Raw genomic sequence first — 20,275 nt, 5'->3', positions numbered from 1 at the left:
TCCGCTTCGGGCTGCATTCGCTCCGCCGCTAGCGCGGGAGAGATTGTGCTCCGGCGGCGGCGATTGGCCGGAACAATCCGTATGTCGTCATCCCAGTGCGAAGCAGCCGCGACGCGGCGTCGCGAAGACCCTGGGATCCATGCCGCGACCTTCGCTATGGAACACGGCAGGGCAGAATTCTGAACCGCTGCAACGCCTTAGCGTCACGGCATGGATCCTCGGGTCTGCGCGTCGCTGCGCTCCTTGCTTCGCCCGTGGATGACGAAGTTGCGAAGGATACGCCAATCTCCCTTCGCCGCCATGAGCATATTTCAATGAAAAAGGGCGCCTTTCGGCGCCCTTTCCGTATGTGCGATGGGTAGGACTTCTTAGAAATCCATGCCGCCCATGCCGCCCATGCCGCCGCCGCCCATGCCGCCAGGCATGCCGCCGCCAGCCGACTCCTTCTTGGGAGCCTCCGCGATCATGGCTTCGGTGGTGACGAGCAGGCCGGCGACCGAAGCCGCGTCCTGGAGAGCCGTGCGAACGACCTTGACCGGATCGACGATGCCCATGGCGATCATGTCGCCATACTCGCCGGTCTGGGCGTTGTAGCCGAAGGTGGCGCCCTTGTTGTCGAGGATCTTGCCGGCAACGATCGAGGCTTCCGCACCGGCGTTCGACGCGATCTGGCGGGCCGGAGCCTGCAGTGCGCGACGAACGATGTTGATGCCGGCAGCCTGGTCGGCATTGACGCCGTTGGCCTTGATGTTGGCCGAAGCGCGCAGCAGCGCGACGCCGCCGCCTGCAACGATGCCTTCTTCCACGGCCGCGCGGGTCGCGTTCAGCGCATCGTCAACGCGGTCCTTCTTTTCCTTGACTTCGACTTCCGTCGCACCGCCGACGCGGATCACCGCAACGCCGCCCGCCAGCTTGGCGAGACGTTCCTGCAGCTTCTCCTTGTCGTAGTCCGACGTGGTCTCTTCGATCTGCTGCTTGATCTGGGCAACGCGGCCCTGGATCTCGGCCTTCTTGCCGGCGCCGTCGACGATGGTGGTGTTCTCCTTGGAGATCGACACCTTCTTGGCGCGGCCGAGCATGTTGAGGCCGACGTTCTCGAGCTTGATGCCGAGGTCTTCCGAAATGACCTGGCCACCGGTCAGGATGGCGAGGTCTTCCAGCATGGCCTTGCGGCGATCGCCGAAGCCCGGAGCCTTGACGGCGGCGATCTTCAGGCCACCGCGCAGCTTGTTGACGACCAGCGTGGCCAGGGCCTCGCCTTCGACGTCTTCCGAGATGATGAGCAGCGGCTTGGAGGTCTGCACGACGGCTTCGAGAACCGGCAGCATGGCCTGCAGGTTGGAAAGCTTCTTCTCGTGCAGGAGGATGTAGACGTCCTCGAGCTCGGCAACCATCTTGTCGGCGTTGGTGACGAAGTAGGGCGAGAGATAGCCGCGGTCGAACTGCATGCCTTCGACGACTTCCAGCTCGGTCTCGGCGGTCTTGGCTTCCTCAACCGTGATGACGCCTTCGTTGCCGACCTTCTGCATCGCTTCCGCGATCATCTTGCCGACCGACTCGTCGCCATTGGCCGAGATCGTGCCGACCTGGGCGACTTCTTCCGAAGTCTTGATCTTCTTGGCGGCCTTGCCGAGGGCGGTGACGACTTCGCTGACGGCGAGGTCGATGCCGCGCTTCAGGTCCATCGGGTTCATGCCGGCGGCAACCGCCTTATGGCCTTCCTGAACGATCGACTGCGCCAGAACGGTCGCGGTCGTGGTGCCGTCGCCGGCGATGTCGTTGGTCTTCGAAGCAACTTCGCGGACCATCTGCGCGCCCATGTTTTCGAACTTGTCTTCAAGCTCGATTTCCTTGGCGACGGTGACGCCATCCTTGGTGATGCGCGGGGCGCCGAACGACTTGTCGATGACGACGTTGCGGCCCTTGGGGCCGAGCGTGACCTTCACGGCGTCGGCGAGGATGTTGACGCCGCGCAGCATGCGCTCACGGGCGTCGCGGGAGAATTTTACGTCTTTAGCAGCCATGTTTTAGCTCCTGGCAAGGGCTTGCGATCAAGCCCGGAATTCAGTTGACGATGAGGCCGATAATCAGCCGATGATGCCCATAATGTCGGATTCCTTCATGATCAGAAGGTCTTCGCCATTGAGCTTGACTTCGGTGCCCGACCACTTGCCGAACAGGATGCGGTCGCCAGCCTTGACGTCCAGGGGAACCAGCTTGCCGGCTTCGTCGCGGGCGCCGGAGCCGACAGCGATGATCTCGCCTTCCTGCGGCTTTTCCTTTGCCGTATCCGGGATGATGATCCCGCCGGCGGTCTTGGATTCGGATTCGACCCGGCGTACGACCACGCGGTCATGAAGCGGGCGGAACTTGGACTTTGCCATGTTTTCTTCCTCGAATGAGAACGGTGAGAACTGTTCCTCCATCCGGCGAGGCCGCCGGACATCGGTTAGCACTCACTTGGGGCGAGTGCTAACGTGGCGCTGAAATAGGCTGGCGCCTTGCGAGAGTCAAGGCGCGCGCAAGGGGGCGGCGGCGCGAAATTTTTCTTGCGCGAAACGCCAGCACGAAAAAAGCGCCGGCTGTCGCGAGACACTGACGAGCAATCTCGTCCGTTAGTCCCGGCGCCTCGGCGAGCGCAGCACCAGCAGCGGACACCGCTCGGCGAGCCCGTATGTGCCGGTCGAGGCCAGCCGGACATCATCGAAAAAGGTCCGGGCTTCCTCGATCGGCGCTGCCGCGGGGGCGAAACTGTAGACGACGGACGAGTTCCGGTAGACATCGATGGTGCCGATGATCGGCAGCTCCCAGCCTGTGCGAGCCGAAAGCTCCGCACGGTCGGGGAACAGCGCATCGAACTGCTCGAGAATTCCAGTCACCGGTATGATGTAGTCGGGCGCGCCGCCGATCGCGGTCATGGCCACGCGCCATTTGAGCTCATGGAAAGTCGAGACGCCGCCGCTGAGCACCATGGCGCGGACATCCTTCGGGTCGTCCGGTGTCTCGGGAGAGGCGTAAAGCCTGATGCCGGCGCGGCCGTCGGACTTGAGCGCACGCGCGATCGACGCGAACAATTTGCGCCTGAGCTCGGCGGCGCCGATGACCGAGAGACATCCGTCGCCGATCAGTGCCTCGACGCTTGCATCGCCGAACGGCAGATCGAACCAGTCGCCCTGCATCGCCTTGCGCGTATCGGTGTCGCCAGGCCAGATGCCGGCAATCATGGCGGCGGACTCGTCGACCGACGTTATCGTGGCGCCCAGCCCGGCGAGCTCCGGCGTCACACCGAGCATCACGACATGCGACCGCGCAAGGTCGAGCTCCCGGTCATAGGTTTCGACCACCTCCGCCGGCGGCCGCAGGGGCGAGCCGAGCAGCTGCCAATGTTTGCGAATTGCATTCCAATGCTCCGTCATGCAAACCCCAGCCCGGTAGCGCGTTGTATTCGATCGAATAATCGACGGCACTTGATAAGCCAAGTGAGGAACAATGGCGCGCATCGCGGTCATCACGCATGAGTTCGACCGCTTCCAGAGCCGGCGCGGGCTGCTGATGCGCCGCGACAGTCCTTACATGCTCTTCGACGTGCTGGAAGAACTGAAGCGCCGCGGCCATTCGGTGCAGATATTGAAAGGCACCTCGGCGAAGCCGGCCGCCGATATCGCGGTGCTGCATCTCGACGTGACCGTGACGCCGCCCGAGTACGCCGACTATGCGCGCCGCTTTCCTTTCTGTCTCAATCTCGGCGCCACAGACATTTCGAAGCGCCGCGTCAGCGGCGCCGCCATTGGCCGGGGCGATGGCTGGAAGGGACAGGTCATCGTCAAGAGCAGCCTCAACCATTGGGGAACGCCGGAACAGCAGTTGAACCAGCGCGCGCGGCGCGCCGCCAAGCCGATGCCGTTTCCCGGCGTCGAAGCTTTCGACAAATACGAGATCCATGCCTCGCTCGCCGACGTTCCGGCCGAGGTCTTCGAACGTCAGGATCTAGTCGTCGAGAAATTCATTCCCGAACCCGAACCAGACGGCTTCGGCGCACGGTTCTGGCTGTTCTGCGGTGAGCGTGAGCGCTGCACCCGCCATGTCTCGCCGCAAAGCCTCGTCAAGGGCGACGACACCATCCGCCGCGAGGCGGTTCCGGTGCCGGACGAGCTTCGCGCGCTAAGGCGCCAGCTTGGCTTCGATTACGGAAAATTCGATTTCGTGATGCATGACGGCAAAGCGGTGCTGCTTGATGCCAACAAGACCCCCGGGCGCGCCAGGAACCTTTCGAGCTTCATCGCCGCCGGCAACGCCAATCTTGCCGACGGCTTCGAAGGGTTGATCCGCCAAGTCACATAACCGATCACCTAGATGTTCATGCCGCCCGACACTTCGATCCGCTGCGCGTTGACCCAGCGATTGTCGTCGGAGAGCAGCGACGCGATCATCGGACCGATATCGTCGGCGACCCCGGCGCGGCCAAGTGCGGTGACGCCGGCCACCATGCGGTTGATCTCGGCATTGTCACGCACATGACCGCCGTTGAAGTCCGTGGCGATCGCGCCGGGCGCCACAGTGTTGGCGGTGATGCCGCGTTGGCCGAGCTCCTTGGCGAGGTAGCGCGTGAACACCTCGATGCCGCCTTTCATCATCGCATAGGCCGACGATCCGGGCGCTGCGAAGCGGGCCAGCCCGCTGGAGATGTTGATGATGCGGCCGCCATCGTTGATCAGCGGCAGCAGCGCCTGGGTGAGGAAGAACACGCCCTTGAGATGGGTGTTCATCAGCGTGTCGAATTCCTCTTCGGTCGTCTCGGCGATCATCTTGCGCAGGCCGGTGCCGGCATTGTTGACGAGATAGTCGAAACGGTCGCGCTGCCAAGTCTCCTGCAGCGTCTGCTTCAGCGCCGCGACGAAGGCGGGGAAAGTGGCGACGGCGCCGGTGTGGAGTTCAAGTGCCGCGGCACGGCCGCCGGCGGCCTCGATCTCGACGATTGCGGTCTTCGCCTCATCGGCGCGCGAACGATAGGTGACGATGACGTCGACGCCCTTGCGGGCGAGGTGGAGCGCGGTGTTGCGGCCGAGGCCGCGGCTGCCGCCGGTGATGAGGGCGATGGGACGGGTGGTCATGGCGAAATCTCCTTCTGTCTGGATGGAGATGCATATACTCGCCTGAGTGAGCGATATAATCGGGCATGGATTGCCAACACTATTCAATCTGTGCGAACAATCGGCCATGGATCGGTTCGACAGCATGCGGCTTTTCACCCGCGTCGTGGAGCGGCGCAGCTTCACCGCGGCCGCCGCCGATCTCGGCCTGCCGCGTTCCAGCGCCACCGCCGCGATCAAGCAGCTCGAGGAGCGGCTCGGCGTGCAACTGCTCCGGCGCACCACGCGCCATGTCACGACGACGCTCGACGGCGAAGCCTATTACCAACGCTGCATCGGCATCCTCGCCGAGATCGAGGACGCCGAAGGCGCCTTCGGCGCGCATGAAGTGCGCGGGCGCTTGAGCATCGACATTAACGGCAACATGGCCCGCACACTCGTCATTCCAGAACTGCCGGCGCTGCTTACCCGCTATCCCGGGCTCAGCGTGCATATCGGCGAGGGTGACCGCTTCGTTGATCTGGTGCGCGAGGGCGTCGATTGCGTGGTCCGCGCCGGCACGCTCCCCGACAGCGACATGATCGCGCGCTGCATCGGCATGGCGCGCGAGGTAACGCTTGCCAGCGCCGCCTATGTCGAGCGCCACGGCCTGCCGAAAACCCTGGAGGAGCTTGCCGGGCATATGATGATCGGCTTTGTTTCGTCTCGCACAGGGCAGGTGATGCCGCTGGAGTTCACCGTCGATGGCAAGATCCGCGAGATCGTGCTGCCGTCGCGCGTCACGGTTTCCAATTCCGACACCGCCGCCACGCTGGTGCGCCAGGGGTTTGGCCTCTACCAGGCGCCGCGCCGCCGCTTTGCCGCCGACATCGATGCCGGCCGGCTGGTAGAGGTGCTGCCCGGCAACCCTCCGACGCCGACGCCGATCTCGGTGCTCTATCCGCCGAGCCGACAGTTGTCGCCGCGGGTGAGAGTGTTCGTGGATTGGCTGGTCAAGATTCTGGGGCCGAAGCTAGACGCCTGATCGCGTTCAGAGAAACAGCTTCAACTGCGTGTGGATGATCGAGCGATAATCCTCGATCGTGCGCCGGCCTTCTTCCTTGTCCTGCGTCAGCGCCAGCCGCACGACGCCGCCGGCAAGCTGGAAGATCAGAAACACCACGCGCCCGAACGCCTCGCGCTGCTCGGCTTTAAGCATCGGCGCGACATGGTCGCAGAACATCTTCGCCTGATGCCGCGTCTCGGCGATGTCGAGATGCTGCAATGCCTTGTCGGCCTGGATGGCGTTCTGCAGGTCCTGGATCGCCGGGTCCGCCGCGACGCGACCGTAATAATCATCGAGCAGCCGGTCGGCCGCCGCGGTCACGTCGCCCGGCCCGCTTATCCCGGCGATGATCGCGCCGAAACGCGCGCGGCTTTCCTCGGAAAACCGCTCGTAGAGCATCGCCAGGATCGCCGATTTGCTCGGAAAATAATGATAGACGGTGGCGATCGGCCCGCCGGCCAGCGCGCCGACTTCCTTCATCGTCACCGCGTCGATGCCTTTTTCGCCGATCAGCCGCATGGTGGTGGCGAGGATCGCGTCGATGCGCTCGCGGCTGCGCTCCTGTTTCGGCCTTCGCCGCGGTTCCGTCGCCGCTCGCCTAATCTGCGTCATGCGCCAAATCTCGTGAGAACTCGCGAATTCGCGGTTGACAAGAAACATGATCAAGTATCAGTTTCGCCAAATGCTGACAACTTGTCAGTTTTTCGATCGAGCTGCAAGGGAGGGCACCTCGTGACTGCATCGCAAGCCGTGCAAGCGGAAAACGGCGATTGGCTTGTCGGCAACCCGACCGGCCTGCAACTGGCCTCGGCGCTATGGATCGGCTCGGTCGGCCTGCTCATCCTCGGATTGCAGCCGGTGCTGCTCGGCGCGCTCTACACGGAAGGCCATGTCAGCGGCGACGAGCTGGCGCTGGTCGCCACCGCCGAGATGATCGCGATCGCCATCGGCTCGGCGATCGTGGCGATGCTGCTCCCCGCCAGGAACATGCGCTGGAAGAGCGCGGTGCTGCTCGTGCTCTTGGCGCTCGCCAACTTCTGGACTGCTTATGCCGGCAGTCCCAATACGCTGATCGGCGCACGCACGCTGGCCGGTCTGGCGGAGGGCGGGCTGGTCGCCGTCGCGACGGAGCTGATCGCCCGCTCGCGCCGGGCCGAGCGCATCGGCGGCTATTTCGTCACGCTGCAGACCTTGGCGCAATGCGCGCTGGCGCTGATCCTCGCGCTCTATGCGGTGCCGAGAGCGGGTTCGGCCGGCGGCTTCATCGCGCTCGGCATCGTCTGCCTGCTGTCGCTGATCGTCGCCTGGACCGTGCCGGACGACTATGCCGACCTGCCCAAGGAAGAGCAGTTTGCCAATGTCGCGACCGTGCCGGCGATCACCGCGCTCTTGTCGATCTTCTGCTATTTCATGTTCTTCGGCGCCGTCTGGGCTTTCCTCGAGCCCATCGGCGCCCAGTTCGGGATCGACGGCCGGACCGTCGGCCTGATGGTTTCGGCAAGCCTGGCCGCGCAGGTGATCGGCGCCCTGACCGCGACTGTCTTCGAGGCGCGCATCGACTATCGTTTTGCCATCACGATCATCGGCATCGTCGCGGCGATCAGTTCGGTTCTGCTCGCTTCCAGCCCGGGGGTTTCGGTGTTCTGGGCGGTGGCGCTGGTGATGGGCTTCATCCTGCTCTTCATCGTGCCTTACCAGATCCGCCTCGCCATCACCGCCGACGAGACGCGCACCGCGGTGCTCCTGGTGCCGGCAGCCCAACTCTTCGGCCTCGCCATCGGCCCGATCGCCGCCTCGCTGCTGATCGACGGCGCGAATTTCCGGCCGGTGCCCGAATTCGCCGCCGCCACCGCTTTGGCCAGTGTGCTTCTGCTCGGCGTCTTCGTGCTGGTCGCGCGCCGCCGCGGCCGGGCCTGAGCGGGAGAACCAATATGGCAAACGCCTGGAGCAACTGGTCCGGCTTCGTCAAGGCTTCCCCGAAGCGGATCGCGACGCCGGCCGATGCCGGCGAACTGGCCGAGCTGGTGCGCTCGGCGCCCGGTCCGCTGCGCGTCGCCGGCGCCGGCCATTCCTTCACGCCGCTGGTGCAGTCCGAGGGCACCATCGTCTCGCTGGAGAAGATCGAAGGGCTGGTCTCGCATGACGCCGCGGCCAACCGGGCGCGGGTGAGGGCGGGAACGCGGCTCGGCGCCCTGATGCACATCCTCCAGGACATCGGCCAGGGCCTGCCCAATATGGGCGACATCGACAAGCAGGCGATCGGCGGCGCGCTGGGCACCGCAACGCATGGCTCAGGCCCGACGCTCGGCGCTTATCACACGCAGCTCGAGGCGCTGCAACTCGTGGATGGGCGAGGCAAGCTGCGTGAGTTCAGCCGTGCGAACGACCTGGATATGATCCACGCCACCGGCGTCGCGCTGGGCGCTTTCGGCGTGCTGACCGAAGTGGCGGTGAACAACATTGCGACCTATCGGCTGCGCCGCCGCAAATGGGTGCTGCCGGTCGGCGACATGCTCAAGAATTTCGAGACGATGATGGCCGCGCATCGCTCGGCGGAATTCTACTACATCCCCTTCGCCGACTATGTGCAGTTCATCGCCAGCGATATCAGCGACGCGCCGACGACGGCGCGGCCGACCGAGGACGATGAGGAAGGGCTGGCGACACTGCGAAAGCTGCGCACGGCCTTGCGCTGGCTGCCGTCGCTGCGCCGCGCGCTGATCCGGGGCGCGGTGAAGAAAGTGTCCTCCGAGGATTATGTGCAGGACTGGCTCAACGTCTACGCCAGCGACCGTCGCACCAAATTCAACGAGATGGAGTACCACCTGCCTTACGAGGAAGGTCCCAAAGCGTTGGCCGAGATCATCGCGCTGACGGAAAAGCACTTTCCGGAAGTCTATTTCCCGATGGAGGTGCGTTCGGTGGCGCCCGACGAATTCTGGCTTTCGCCTTTCCACAAGAGGCTGACCTGCTCGATCGCCATCCACCATGATGCGGCCAACGATCCGCTGCCCTTCATGCGCGCCGCCGAACCGATCTTCCGCAAATATGGCGGCCGGCCGCATTGGGGCAAGATGCATAGCCTGAGGGCGGCGGATTTCAAAAAACTCTATCCGCGCTGGGACGACGCGATGGCGGTGCGCCGAGACATCGATCCGCAAAACCGTTTCGTCTCGCCCTATATGGCCGGCCTGTTCGGCATCCAACCATGAACGCCTATTTTGCTGCCCTGTCCGAAGCATTGAGGGCCGCCGACATTTTCCGGCCCTGCCTGGTGCTCGACCGCGACCGGCTGGACCGCAACATCGCGCTGGTGAAGGATAGGCTGGCGCCAGGCCTTGGCGTGCGGCTGGTCGACAAGTCGCTGCCTTGCGTGCCGCTGCTTTCGCATATCGCCAGGGCGCTTGGCACCGACCGCTTCATGACCTTCCATCCGCCGGTGTCGCAGGCCGTGCTTGACGCCTTTCCCGAGGGCGACTTGCTCTACGGCAAGCCGATGCCGGTCGGTGCCGCCAAGGCCGCGCTGACCAGGGGCGGCGCTGGCTGGTGGTCGCGCGTCTGCTGGCTGATCGACACATCGGAGAGGCTAGCCGAATATGGCGCCATGGCCGCCGCGCTCGACACCGAATTGCGCTTTGCCTTCGAGGTGGATGTCGGCCTGCATCGCGGCGGTTTTGCAGACCCCGCGCAGATCAAGGCGCTGACGATACCGGAGCGCCTGCACTGCGAAGGCATCATGGCCTATGAGGCGCATGCGCCGGAGATTCCTGGTCTGTTCGGTGGAGCGGCCAAGGCGCTGAAGCAGGCCTCGGCCAAGGCCGCGGAGTTCGTCGCGGCGCTGGAGCCAGACCAGCGCCGCATCCTCAACATCGGCGGCTCGAAGACGGCGCTGCTGCATGGCGCGGCAGTCGCCAACGAAGTCTCGATGGGCTCGGCCTTCGTGCTGCCCAAGGATTTCGACACGCCCGGCCTGGACGGCCTCCAGCCAGCCGCCTTCATCACAACGCCGATCCTGAAGACGGGTGATGCGCTGCTGCCGGGACCCGCGTGGTTGTCCACGGCCTTGCAGGCGCTTGGCCTCTTTCCGCGCAAGGGCTGCTACCTCTATGGCGGCAAGTGGATGGCCGAGCCGGTGTTTCCCGAAGGCATGAAGCCGAACGGCCTGATGGGCCTTTCCTCCAACCAGCAATTGATGGGCTTGCCGGCGAGAGTGGACGTGAAGCCGGGAGACTATGCCTTTCTGCGGCCGACGCAGAGCGAGGCCGTGCTCCAGCATTTCGGTGCGATTGCGGTGTTCGCCGGCGGACGGATCGTGGAGTTCTGGCCGGTTCTGCCGATGGGGTGAGGGGCACCACTGCGGGCGTACTTGGCGCTGGCCTTCCGGCAACCTCGTCATTCCAGGGCGTAGCGACGCGAAGCGGAGCGCAGACCCTAGAATCCATTCCGTTACCTTTCCGCTATGCAACGAATTGGATCCTTGGCACCTGATGCAGGGTCCATGAACTCCGTTCTGCGGCGTAGCACTCCCTGACCACCGTCCCGGCATGGATTCCAGGGTCTGCGCGCGTCGCTCCGCTCCTTGCTCCGCCCTGGAATGACGAAGTTGTGAGGCGGCTCGCCACAAGCATTTTATTGACTCAGTCAACTAAATGATTGATCCTGTCCAAGACAGGAGGACTTCCCATGACCATCCACGATCATCCCGGCAAGGAACGCATCGATACGGTGCGCGCCTTCAACCGCTTCTACACGCGACAGATCGGCCTGCTCGACGAAGGCCTGCTGAAGAGCCCGTTCTCGCTGACCGAGGCGCGGGTGCTTTATGAACTTGCCAATCGTGACGGGCTGGTCGCCAGCGACCTGGTGCGCGATCTCGGCCTCGACCCCGGCTATGTCAGCCGTCTCCTCAAAAAATTCGAGGAACGCGGCTTGGTCGAGCGCGAGGCAAGCGAGGCCGACGCGCGCCGCGCCTCGATCGCGCTGACGCTGGCGGGCAGCCAGGCCTTCGCGCCGCTCAACCAGGATTCGCACGACCAGGTGCGCGCGCTGCTCGATCGCCTGGCGCCGGCCGACCAGGAGCGGCTGGTCAAGGCCATGCGCACCGTCCACGATCTGCTTGGCGACAGGCCCGAACCGAAGGTGCCGTATATCCTGCGGCCGTTGCAGGTCGGCGACATCGGCTGGGTCACGCGTCGCCAGGGGATGCTCTATGCGCAGGAATATGGCTGGGACGAGACCTTCGAGGCGCTGGTCGCTGAGATCCTCGGCGAGTTCGTCAAGAACTTCGTCCCGCAATGGGAGCGAAGCTGGATCGCCGAGCGCGAAGGCGAGGTGGTCGGCTCGGTCTTCGTCGTGCGCAAATCGCCCAAGGTCGCGAAGCTCAGGCTGCTTTATGTCGAACCATCGGCGCGCGGCCTCGGCATCGGCGCGCGGCTGGTCGACGAGTGCATCACCTTCGCTCGCGCCAAGGGCTATCGGACGCTGACGCTTTGGACCAACGACATATTGGGCGCGGCCCGCCGCATCTACCAGGAAGCGGGCTTCAGGCTGGTCGACGAGGAACGCCATCATTCCTTCGGCAAGGACTTGGTCGGCCAGACCTGGAACCTGGAGCTTTAGTTCGCGGGTCGCCCAGCAGCGTTTGCCCGAACCAGTCTGCAATGCTATCACGAAATGGTCGAAAAGGACCTGGAGCGGCACCCGGTAAGTCCGCTCCCTTCCGCCTTATGGAAGCTCCGTTCCCGCCCGATAACGCTCGCCGAGGCCGGCGATGAGGAAGGGGCGGCTGGTCTCGAAGCGCGGCGGCTCGAGTGCGGTGAGAAGCGAACTGTCCATCAGAATGGGCTCCACGAGGTCGAGGTTTTGGGTCGAGCCTTGCGCGCGCACCAACTCCGGCGTGGTGCCGAATTGCTCGCGAAAAGCCCGCGTGAACGCCTCATGCGAGCCGTAGCCGGCATCGAGCGCGACGCAAAGAATGTCGGGCGCGCCGCCGGCCAGCTTGCGCGCCGCTTCGCTCAGGCGGCGCGCCCGCATATAGCCCATGACCGATCGTCCCGTGGCCGCGCCGAAGGCGCGCGTCACATGGAAGCGCGACACGCCACTGCTTGCCGCTATTTCGTCGAGGCTGATGGCGTCGGGCAGGTGGCTTTCGACAAACCACAGCGCTTTCTCGGTCGGGTTCATGGTTCCTCGCATTTGGCAGGCCGACCCTAGCCGCCGCGCCGCGCGCCAGTTTGATCGAAATTGCGTTTCAAGCGAAGTCGAACGACGTTGACAGGCCAAGTAGCGTAGGCTAGTTGGTAATGTTATTACATATCAAAAAGGGTCAGAAACTTGCGGCAACGACACGACGATCCCGCCACGTCTCTCGCGCAAGGAGCGGACAGAGGCCCGTTGCGACTCGGACGGCGACAACCTACGATGGCTGCGTCATGGTCCCCGAGCCGCAAGGCGAGGGGTGAAAAGGGAACACGGTGAGATCCGCTTTGGGTCGAACCCGTGGCTGCCCCCGCAACTGTGAGCGGCGAGCTCCATCCGAAATGCCACTGGCCGGCAAGGCTGGGAAGGCGGATGGCGCAGCGACCCGCGAGCCAGGAGACCTGCCATCGACACGAGTTGACCGGACGGGGTGTGCCGGGAGGAGACGCGGGCACCGTCCTGTCGGCCGGCTCGCCCAGCATCCTTCCGTCGCCATTTTGGAAAGTGACGGAAATGTTGGAAGCCTCAAGCCATCGTATCATCGTCTGTTCGCTGTGCCGCGACACCCTGACCGGGCTGAGGTCCGGCGGGGATTTATGCGCCGACCTTCGCTCCAGGCTCTCCTTGCGGCAGACACCTTCCTTTGCCATCGAGACCATCGACTGCATGGCCGGCTGCGCGCGGCCGCTGACCGTGGCCTTCAAGGCGCAAGGCAAAGCCACCTATCTCTTCGGTTCCATCGACAGGGGCACCGATGCCGGCCCGCTGGTCGAATTCGCCAGGCTCTATGCCTCGCTGCCCGACGGCTGGTGCAATTCCGGCCAGCGTCCGGCAAGGCTCGCCGGCAAGATACTGGCGCGCATCCCCACCGCGGGTAAGGCAACGGAGCAAGTCCGGTGAGCGCGCCCCTGCTCGAAGCCCGCGATCTGCGCGCCACGGCAAACGGCCGGACCCTGGTCGAGGATCTCAGCCTGTCGCTGGCGGCGGGTGAGCGCCTTGCCATCATCGGCCCGAACGGCGCCGGCAAGACGACGCTGCTGCGCATGTTGTGCGGGGCGTTGTCGCCGAGCCGCGGCGAGGTTCGCTTGGCCGGGCGCCGGCTGGACAGGATCACCGCCGCCGAGCGGGCGCTCAGCATCGCCGTCGTCGGCCAGACCGACCAGCCCGATCCACGGCTGGCGCTCATCGACTATGTCGAGCTTGGCCGCGTCCCGCACGCCGGCCTGAGGCGCCGGCACGACGACCGCGACATCGTCGTCGAGGCGCTGCGCCGAACCGGGCTCTTGCCATTGCTTGCGCGCGCCATCGGCTCGCTCTCCGGCGGCGAGCGCCAGCGCGCGCAGCTCGCCCGTGCCATCGCGCAAGAGCCGAAGATCCTGTTCCTCGACGAGCCGACCAATCACCTTGACCCGCGCGCCCGCGCAGAACTGCTCGAGCTGGTGGCCGAATTCAACATGACCGTGGTCGCCGTGCTGCACGACCTCGCGCTTGTGGCGCCCTTCGCCACTCGCGTCGCGGTGATGAGCAACGCCCGGCTGCATGCGCTGGCGCCGCCGCGCGAGGCGTTGGCGCAGCCGCTTATCCGCGAGGTGTTCGGCATCGATGTGCTGCGCCTGCGGCACCCGACCGAGGACCGCGAGCTCACCGTTTTCGAGCTGCCCACGCGCGCGTCGTCGCCATCCTGAACCTGCCCACCCCAAAACAAGGAGCATCATTCCGTGAAACGCCTCGCTTTGTCGCTGGCCCTGTCGCTCGTCGCCCCGGCCGCCTTCGCTTTCCCAGTCACCGTCGACAGCTGCGGCAAGCCGCTCACCTTCGACGCGCCGCCGAAACGCGCTGTAATCCAGGACCTCAACATGGCCGAGATGGCCTTCGCGCTGAAGCTGCAGCCGTCGATCGTCGGGCTGACCGGCATCACCGGCTGGTACAAGGTCGGCCCGGAGTTCAAGGCCGAGCAGGGCGCCATCCCGGAGCTGGCGCCGAAATATCCGACGCTTGAAAACCTCGTCGCCGTGCAGCCGGATTTCTTCTTCGCCGGCTGGTACTACGGCATGAAGCCGGGCGGCGAGGTCACCCCCGACACGCTTGCCCCACATGGCATCAAGACGCTGGTGCTGACCGAGAGCTGCGTCCATCTCGACAAGAACCGTCCCGCCGCCTCGATGGACCTGCTCTACGGCGACGTCGAGAAGCTGGGCAAGATCTTCGGCAAGGAGGCGGAGGCCGAAAAGCTGGTCGACGGCTGGAAGGCCGAGCTCGCCGGCATCACCGCGAAAGTGGGCAGCGCCAAGGGCACGCGCGTGTTCCTCTACGATTCCGGCGAGGACAAGCCCTTCACCGCCGGCAAGTTCGCCATTCCCAACGCCATGATCGCTGCCGCGGGCGGCGAGAACATCATGGCCGACATGGAGACGAGCTGGGGCAACACCGACTGGGAAACGGTCGCCTCGCGCAATCCGCAGTTCCTGATCCTGCTCGATTACCAGGATGGCGGCGGCTACAGGAAGCTGCTCGATTTCCTTAAAGTCCACCCGGCGATGAAAGAGACGGACGCCGTCAGGAACGAGCGCTTCGTTGCGCTGCGCTACGCCGAGCTGACGCCCGGACCCGCCAATATCGAGGCGATCGGCAAGATCGCCAGGGCCATGCATCCGGAAGCGTTTTGAGACCACACCGCAAGCCCTTCGTCCTGGCGATGGCGCTGGGCGCGATCCTGCTGGTCGCGCTCGCGCTGCTTTCGATCGCCTATGGCTCGACGCTGATACCCTTGCGCGAGGTCGTCGGCGCGCTGGCGCATGCGGCGGGGCTCGACAGCCAGAGCCCATCCGGCCCGGTCGGCAGCATCGTCGTGGACTTGAGGCTGCCGCGCACGCTGCTGGCGATCGCCGTCGGCGCTGGTCTCGGCGTTGTCGGCGCGCTGTTGCAGACCGTCACCAGGAACGACCTCGCCGACCCGTTCCTGTTCGGCCTGTCCTCGGGCGCGGCCGCGGGCGCCGTTTCGGTCATCACCGTGTTTGGCGACAGTTTCGGCATCTGGACGCTCCCGCTCGCCGCCTTCACAGGCGGCATGCTGGCAGCGGCGATCGTGCTCCTGCTCGTTCCGCGGGTGAGGGGGCAGGGACCGGAGCGGCTGATCCTTGCCGGCCTCGCGGTCTCCTTCCTGTTCACCGCGCTGACCAACTATCTCGTCTTCGCCGGCGACCAGCGCGCCGCGCATTCGGTACTGTTCTGGACCATGGGCGGGCTCGGTCTTGCGCGATGGGACAATATCGGCCTGGCGGCGCTGGGTGCCGGCATCATCCTTGCCTACGGCCTGTGGAACCACCGCCGTTTCGATGCCTTCCTCGCCGGCGAAAGCGCCGCGGAGAGCCTCGGCGTGCCGGTGGCAAGGATGCGTCGAACGACATTCCTCGTCGCTGCCCTGGCGACCGCCATTCTCGTCGCCGTGGCCGGCGTCATCGGCTTCGTCGGCCTGATGATCCCGCATCTCGGCCGGCCGCTGGCCGGTCCGCTGCACCGGCCCCTGATAGTGACCTGCGCGCTGTTCGGCGCGATCCTGCTTCTGGCCAGCGATCTGCTTGCCCGCACGCTTTTGCCGCCGCAGGAACTGCCGATCGGTATCATCACCAGCTCGCTCGGCGCCTTCTTCGTCGTCACCATGTTGATGCGACGTCGGCCATGACCTCCCGGTCTTCGGGCACAGTTGCGCAGGCGCCACTGGTCGTTCAGTTCCGTCGGCCCAACATCTCCCTGCGGATCCATCGGCCGATCTCGCGCGGAACGTTGCGCAGCGGCGTGCCTGGACGCGAGCGTTTGCCTGGCGCCGCTGCGATTGAGATCGGCAGCGAGAAGGCGGCGTTGAGCGACTGCCGGCGGCCAAGCCGTTCCCAATGGATCAGCCCGCGCATGATGCGATCCCATGCAAGCACGGTGGCCACGGCGGTCGAAAGCTCACCGTCCTGCGAGGGCTCGTGTCGCCTGGCGAATTCGGCATGAGCCTCGGCCAGGTAGATGCCGAAGTCGAATTTTTCGGGATCGGGGTCGTAGTCGTCGGTGAGCGCGTAGCGCACCTGCTTGGCGATGAACGAGGCGATGTCGGGATAGTTCTCGTGGTGGATGTGCACGCAATGCGGCGGCTCCAGCTGGCGAAGCCGTTGGCGGCCGGTCAACACCTTGGGCAGGCGATGATGCCCGGGCTGCCACGCCACGGTTCCTCTGCGAAACAAGCGCACCTGGTGGTCGGGATAAAAGCCGGACCCCCGCATGACATGGCCGGCGATGGAATTGAAGCGCGGAATGGCGAAGGCGTCGGCATTCGCCCCGTGCTCGCGGATCAGCTGCTGAAGCGCCTCATGCGCGTCTGCCGCGAGGTATTCGTCGGAATCGAGCACCAGGATCCATTCATGACTGGCCTCGGCCAGGTACTGATTGCGGATCGGATCGACGGCATCGACGACCGCCGTGAACATCACCCGGCAGCCGGCGGCGTTGGCGATCTCGACAGTCTTGTCTCGGCTTTGCATGTCGACGACGATACGCTCGGCCGCCCATCGCGTGCCATCCAGGAGCCGCGGCAAGGTGGCTTCCGAATCCCGCGTATGGACGATCAGCGATATTGCGTGTTCCCGCGTCACCCGTTCTCGTCTCCATCGATTGCGTAGCGGCCCCGCCAGCGCTCCAAGAATAGGCGTCGCGATGCCTGATGGCGATCGGGCCGCCGGTCGGAAAAGGATTCCAGATGCAGGGAATCCCAGCCTTGCGCGCAGGCTATGCGGACGCCCAGCTGCCGTGCCCGCAGGCATAGGTCGGCATCTTCATAGCCGAAGGGAAACACCTCGTCGAAGCCGCCAAGCGCCGTGAAGACGGCATGGTCGATCACCATGGCGGCGCCCGTGACCGCCTGGGGAAAGCTCGTCACCCGGGTGACGATGGCGCTAGGCTTGCCATGGTCCTGATGATAGGGCCCGCGCTCGCCACCATCGAACCTCACGCCGCAGTGCTGGATCGTGTCGTCGGGCAGTACGAGTCTGGCGCCGACTATCCCGGCCTCATGATCGCGCATGACGTCGAGCATCTCCAGCAGCGCCTCGGGATGGAGAAAGACGTCGTTGTTGAGGAAGAGATAACGCGCGGCGGGTATTTCGCGGGCCCCGCGGTTGCAGGCGACCGAGAAGGGATGCCGGTTGTCGAAACGCACGATCCGCGCATCGGCGACGCCGAGCTCGACGGGGCGGTACGGTATGAGGGTGCCGTTGTCCATGACGACAATCGCCGAGCTGGGAAGCTCTGCCCGCGCCAAGGCACGTTCAAGCATTATCAGGCAGGTGCGCAGCAGCGCGGGCTGGCCGTAGGAGGAGATGACCGCGGTCAGTTCCATGAAAGGGCGTTCCGCAAGCCGGCCTGCATGGCGTCACGCAGTTTCCTGCGCTGCGCTGCCATGCGATAGCGGCCGGCCATCGCCGCGCCTTTCTCGCGCAGCATGGCGCGGGCGCCGCGGGCATGTTCGGCGCTGAGTTCGGCCAGCGCCTCCGGCAGATCGACCGGAGCAACGACCCGCGCGTTTTCGCCGTCCTTGAGGTATTCCATGCCGCCGAGGACGGGAACCGAAACGACGGTGCAGCCCGCGGCCATGGCTTCCAGGGCCGGCAGTCCGAACCACTCACCCTCGGCCGTGGCCAGGAAGTAGCCGCTTCGTTTCAGGATGGCGGCGCAGGAGATCTCGTCGCTGTCGCCGATCGGTGCGTAGTGGAGATGCCGCACGCGCGCCATCGCGGCCTGGGCTGTCGCCGCCCCGCGGCGCGGCATGTAGGCGACCGTGCGCTCGTCCTTCGGCGTGCCGTCATGGAAGAAGACGTCGGAGATCGAGATGCCGACATCTGTCGGCTCGCGTCCGGCGATGGCGTTTACATAATGCGCGGCCTGCTCCCAGCAGGTCAGCAGGACCACATCCTTGTCCCGCAGCACGGGGTCGATCAGGGGATCCGTCCCTTGGCAGTGGAACATCAGCCGGGCGCCCGTGGCCTTGAGCACTGGATAGTCGTGCGGCAGCGAGAAGATCAGCGTGTCGTCCCTGCCGACCCTGGCGATGGTCTCTTCCCGGCTGACCACCGGCCGGTCCGACCCGAACCAGCGAGGCGCCATGCCGCCGGGTGTCGCCACCGCGATTGGAGCGCCCAATTCACCAAGCAGTCGCGCGAACTGGAAGCCGACCTTTATGCCGCCGTAGATCCCTATGCCGGGCAGGACGTAGTAATTCATCCGGTTGCCAGGAAGGTGACGGCGCGCCGCCCGTGCCGGAGCGCATCCTTGACCGCACGACGACCGTGCAGAAGCGAGCGCAGGGCTGTCAGCGCGATGGCGAAAGTCCGGCCGTAATACAGGCGGGCAAACTGAATCCGCGCCGTGCTGAGCATCTGCGCGCGCAGGACGGGAGCGACGTCGGCGCCGTGCCGACCGAAATGCGGCAGAACCTGGTCGAGCCTGACGATCTCGAGTCCCCGCTTGACCATTTCGACCCCGATCGCGACGTCCTCCATATAGCAGAAATAGCGCTCGTCGAAGCCGCCGAGCCGCGCGAAGCTGCTGCGGCTTGTAAAAAGGGCGGCGGCAAGCGGCCAACTCCAACTGTCGCAGTCATAACCCGGCAACTGCTTCAGCCGCTCGGCAAGCCGGGCCTTGCCGTGACTGTGCAGCATGTCGGCAATGAGTTTGATCCGCGAATAACCGGGCTGCCGGCCTGCCGTTCGTTCCCCATGCCAGTCGACATAATCAGGCACCGCTATCGCTCCGGGTTTTGCCCGAAGAACCGCCAATGCCGCTTCCGCCGCCGCAAGCGTCATCACGCAATCCGGGTTGAGAAAACAGAGTTGGTCAGCCCGCGCCGCCTTGGCCCCGCGATTGGCCGCTGCCGCGAAGCCCTCATTGCGCGTATTGCGCAGGATCGTGACGCCCGGCCGCGCGATCTTCTCAAGCGTGTGGTCCATCGAGCCGTTGTCGACGACGATGATCTCGCTTGGCAGGTGCGCCGAGAGGTCGGCAAGCTTGTCCAGACAATAGCCGATCAACTTGCTCGAATTATGTGTGACGATAACGAAGGCCAGCGCGGCTGGCTTGTCGCCATCAGGCGCGGCTGGGATACGGGCTTCGCCGGCCAGCGTGTGCATTGCCGCGACCGCCTCGATGTCGGGGCCGTTGCAGAAATTGCTGAAATGAGCAATCAGCGCGCCCTCTCGCGGAAAGCCGTCATCCCAGTGGCGGCAGTGGTTCCATTGCCAGGGAAGCTCGCGCCGCCGCTCAGGGGCCAGCGTGTTCGTCCAGATCTGGAAATAGTCCTGGTCGGCCACCATTTGCCCGCCGATCGCATGGTCGGGCGGAAGCAGCCGAAGGCGTGCGCTCGTCCAGTCGAGGAAGCGCCGCAACTCGTCGGCGCGCGCAATCACCACGCCGCTGTTGAAATAGCGGAAATCCTCTTCGCCTGGTGCTGCCAGGGAGCCGTCGACGAACGCCAGGGTGTAATTGCGGTAATGCGCAAGGAAATCGCGTCGGCCCATGGCCGACCCGGCGATGCCGGTCTGCTCGACCATCGCCATGCCGCGATCGCCGAGGGCGTCCGCGACGTCCTGCGCCGTAAGCCGGCGCAAGAGCACGGCATCGGCATCGACCTGCAGCACGATCTCCGCGCCTGACCGTTCGAGGCACCATGCCAGCGCCTCGAATTTGGCGAGAAAGCCGCCGGCCCGGCTGGATTGGCCGGTTGTGTCGACCAGATTGAGATGAAGGCGCGGCGAGCACGGAAGCAAGGCGGACGAGCCTGGATCCGTCGTCACATAGATTTCGAAATCGCTGTGGCGAAGGAATGATTGCAACGCCTCGTGAGCCGCCAGCGCGTAGCCTGGTTTGCCCGACGCAAGCGTGCATATGACGACCTTCCGGTGTCCGGCCA

Annotated in this window: 19 protein-coding genes, 1 pseudogene and 1 riboswitch; of the genes and pseudogenes, 10 read left to right on the top strand and 10 right to left on the bottom strand. The window is 65.1% G+C overall.

Annotation, left to right across the window (positions count from 1 at the left end):
- Positions 1–368: 368 nt before the first annotated feature.
- From groL to LB572_RS04595, 3 genes are all read right to left on the bottom strand, one after another.
- Entirely contained in the window at positions 369–2,024 is a 1,656-nt protein-coding gene (groL, locus tag LB572_RS04605) for a chaperonin GroEL (RefSeq protein WP_224666889.1), read from the bottom strand.
- 63 nt (positions 2,025–2,087) lie between these two features.
- Entirely contained in the window at positions 2,088–2,384 is a 297-nt protein-coding gene (gene groES, locus LB572_RS04600) for a co-chaperone GroES (protein ID WP_006203049.1), read from the bottom strand.
- A gap of 231 nt (positions 2,385–2,615) precedes the next feature.
- Positions 2,616–3,416 (bottom strand): class I SAM-dependent methyltransferase, encoded by an 801-nt coding sequence (locus tag LB572_RS04595; RefSeq protein ID WP_224666888.1) that lies wholly within the window; start codon positions 3,414–3,416, stop codon positions 2,616–2,618.
- A gap of 73 nt (positions 3,417–3,489) precedes the next feature.
- On the opposite strand from LB572_RS04595, the gene LB572_RS04590 reads away from it, so the two are divergent.
- Complete coding sequence (locus LB572_RS04590) at positions 3,490–4,341, top strand: hypothetical protein (RefSeq protein WP_224666887.1); 852 nt, start codon at positions 3,490–3,492, stop codon at positions 4,339–4,341.
- An 8-nt stretch (positions 4,342–4,349) separates the two neighbouring features.
- Here LB572_RS04590 and LB572_RS04585 read toward each other — a convergent pair whose 3' ends face one another.
- Positions 4,350–5,111, bottom strand: coding sequence for an SDR family NAD(P)-dependent oxidoreductase (locus tag LB572_RS04585; protein ID WP_140801168.1), 762 nt, complete (start codon positions 5,109–5,111; stop codon positions 4,350–4,352).
- 106 nt (positions 5,112–5,217) lie between these two features.
- Between LB572_RS04585 and LB572_RS04580 the strand changes: the two genes are divergently transcribed.
- Positions 5,218–6,114 (top strand): LysR family transcriptional regulator, encoded by an 897-nt coding sequence (locus LB572_RS04580; RefSeq protein ID WP_224666886.1) that lies wholly within the window; start codon positions 5,218–5,220, stop codon positions 6,112–6,114.
- Positions 6,115–6,120: 6 nt separating this feature from the next.
- On the opposite strand, the gene LB572_RS04575 is transcribed toward LB572_RS04580, so the two are convergent.
- On the bottom strand, positions 6,121–6,747 hold the full coding sequence (locus LB572_RS04575) for a TetR/AcrR family transcriptional regulator (protein WP_140801170.1): 627 nt from the start codon (positions 6,745–6,747) through the stop codon (positions 6,121–6,123).
- A 120-nt stretch (positions 6,748–6,867) separates the two neighbouring features.
- On the opposite strand from LB572_RS04575, the gene LB572_RS04570 reads away from it, so the two are divergent.
- From LB572_RS04570 to LB572_RS04555, 4 genes are all read left to right on the top strand, one after another.
- Positions 6,868–8,052: an MFS transporter gene (locus LB572_RS04570; RefSeq protein ID WP_224666885.1), complete on the top strand. Its 1,185-nt coding sequence runs from the start codon at positions 6,868–6,870 to the stop codon at positions 8,050–8,052.
- Positions 8,053–8,066: 14 nt separating this feature from the next.
- A complete protein-coding gene (locus LB572_RS04565) occupies positions 8,067–9,347 on the top strand; it encodes a D-arabinono-1,4-lactone oxidase (protein ID WP_224666884.1) in 1,281 nt (426 codons plus the stop codon).
- Positions 9,344–10,480, top strand: coding sequence for an alanine racemase (locus tag LB572_RS04560; RefSeq protein WP_224666883.1), 1,137 nt, complete (start codon positions 9,344–9,346; stop codon positions 10,478–10,480). Before LB572_RS04565 ends, LB572_RS04560 begins: the two co-directional genes overlap by 4 nt.
- A gap of 338 nt (positions 10,481–10,818) precedes the next feature.
- Entirely contained in the window at positions 10,819–11,754 is a 936-nt protein-coding gene (locus tag LB572_RS04555) for a helix-turn-helix domain-containing GNAT family N-acetyltransferase (RefSeq protein ID WP_224666882.1), read from the top strand.
- Between the two features lie 117 nt (positions 11,755–11,871).
- On the opposite strand, the pseudogene LB572_RS04550 reads toward LB572_RS04555, so the two are convergent.
- A pseudogene (locus LB572_RS04550) lies at positions 11,872–12,318 on the bottom strand (helix-turn-helix domain-containing protein); the annotation flags it as partial.
- Between the two features lie 232 nt (positions 12,319–12,550).
- Positions 12,551–12,757: riboswitch (cobalamin riboswitch) on the top strand.
- A gap of 89 nt (positions 12,758–12,846) precedes the next feature.
- Here LB572_RS04550 and LB572_RS04545 point away from each other — a divergent pair.
- The 4 genes from LB572_RS04545 to LB572_RS04530 are packed head-to-tail and all read left to right on the top strand — an operon-like array spanning position 12,847 to position 16,015.
- Positions 12,847–13,233, top strand: coding sequence for a DUF1636 family protein (locus LB572_RS04545; protein ID WP_224666881.1), 387 nt, complete (start codon positions 12,847–12,849; stop codon positions 13,231–13,233).
- On the top strand, positions 13,230–14,018 hold the full coding sequence (locus LB572_RS04540; RefSeq protein WP_224666880.1) for an ABC transporter ATP-binding protein: 789 nt from the start codon (positions 13,230–13,232) through the stop codon (positions 14,016–14,018). Before LB572_RS04545 ends, LB572_RS04540 begins: the two co-directional genes overlap by 4 nt.
- Before the next feature lie 33 nt (positions 14,019–14,051).
- Positions 14,052–14,999, top strand: a complete 948-nt coding sequence (locus LB572_RS04535) for an ABC transporter substrate-binding protein (RefSeq protein WP_224666879.1) — start codon at positions 14,052–14,054, stop codon at positions 14,997–14,999.
- 29 nt (positions 15,000–15,028) lie between these two features.
- A complete protein-coding gene (locus tag LB572_RS04530; protein ID WP_224667115.1) occupies positions 15,029–16,015 on the top strand; it encodes a FecCD family ABC transporter permease in 987 nt (328 codons plus the stop codon).
- Positions 16,016–16,058: 43 nt separating this feature from the next.
- On the opposite strand, the gene LB572_RS04525 is transcribed toward LB572_RS04530, so the two are convergent.
- From LB572_RS04525 to LB572_RS04510, 4 genes are read right to left on the bottom strand one after another with little or no spacing between them, the layout of a single operon-like run.
- On the bottom strand, positions 16,059–16,967 hold the full coding sequence (locus LB572_RS04525; protein ID WP_140801178.1) for a glycosyltransferase family 2 protein: 909 nt from the start codon (positions 16,965–16,967) through the stop codon (positions 16,059–16,061).
- Entirely contained in the window at positions 16,964–17,710 is a 747-nt protein-coding gene (locus LB572_RS04520; RefSeq protein ID WP_224666878.1) for a glycosyltransferase family 2 protein, read from the bottom strand. Before LB572_RS04520 ends, LB572_RS04525 begins: the two co-directional genes overlap by 4 nt.
- The gene (locus LB572_RS04515; RefSeq protein ID WP_140801180.1) at positions 17,701–18,591 is read right to left on the bottom strand and encodes a glycosyltransferase; all 891 of its coding nucleotides are present in this window, start codon (positions 18,589–18,591) and stop codon (positions 17,701–17,703) included. The genes LB572_RS04520 and LB572_RS04515 overlap by 10 nt, the downstream gene beginning before the upstream one ends.
- Entirely contained in the window at positions 18,588–20,003 is a 1,416-nt protein-coding gene (locus LB572_RS04510; protein WP_224666877.1) for a glycosyltransferase family 2 protein, read from the bottom strand. The genes LB572_RS04515 and LB572_RS04510 overlap by 4 nt, the downstream gene beginning before the upstream one ends.
- Between the last annotated feature and the right edge of the window lie 272 nt (positions 20,004–20,275).

It is taken from the genome of Mesorhizobium sp. BH1-1-5 (assembly GCF_020165615.1).
Taxonomy (GTDB): domain Bacteria; phylum Pseudomonadota; class Alphaproteobacteria; order Rhizobiales; family Rhizobiaceae; genus Mesorhizobium.
Note: the sequence above shows the minus strand (reverse complement) of the source record. Positions and strands in the feature narration are given on the sequence as shown.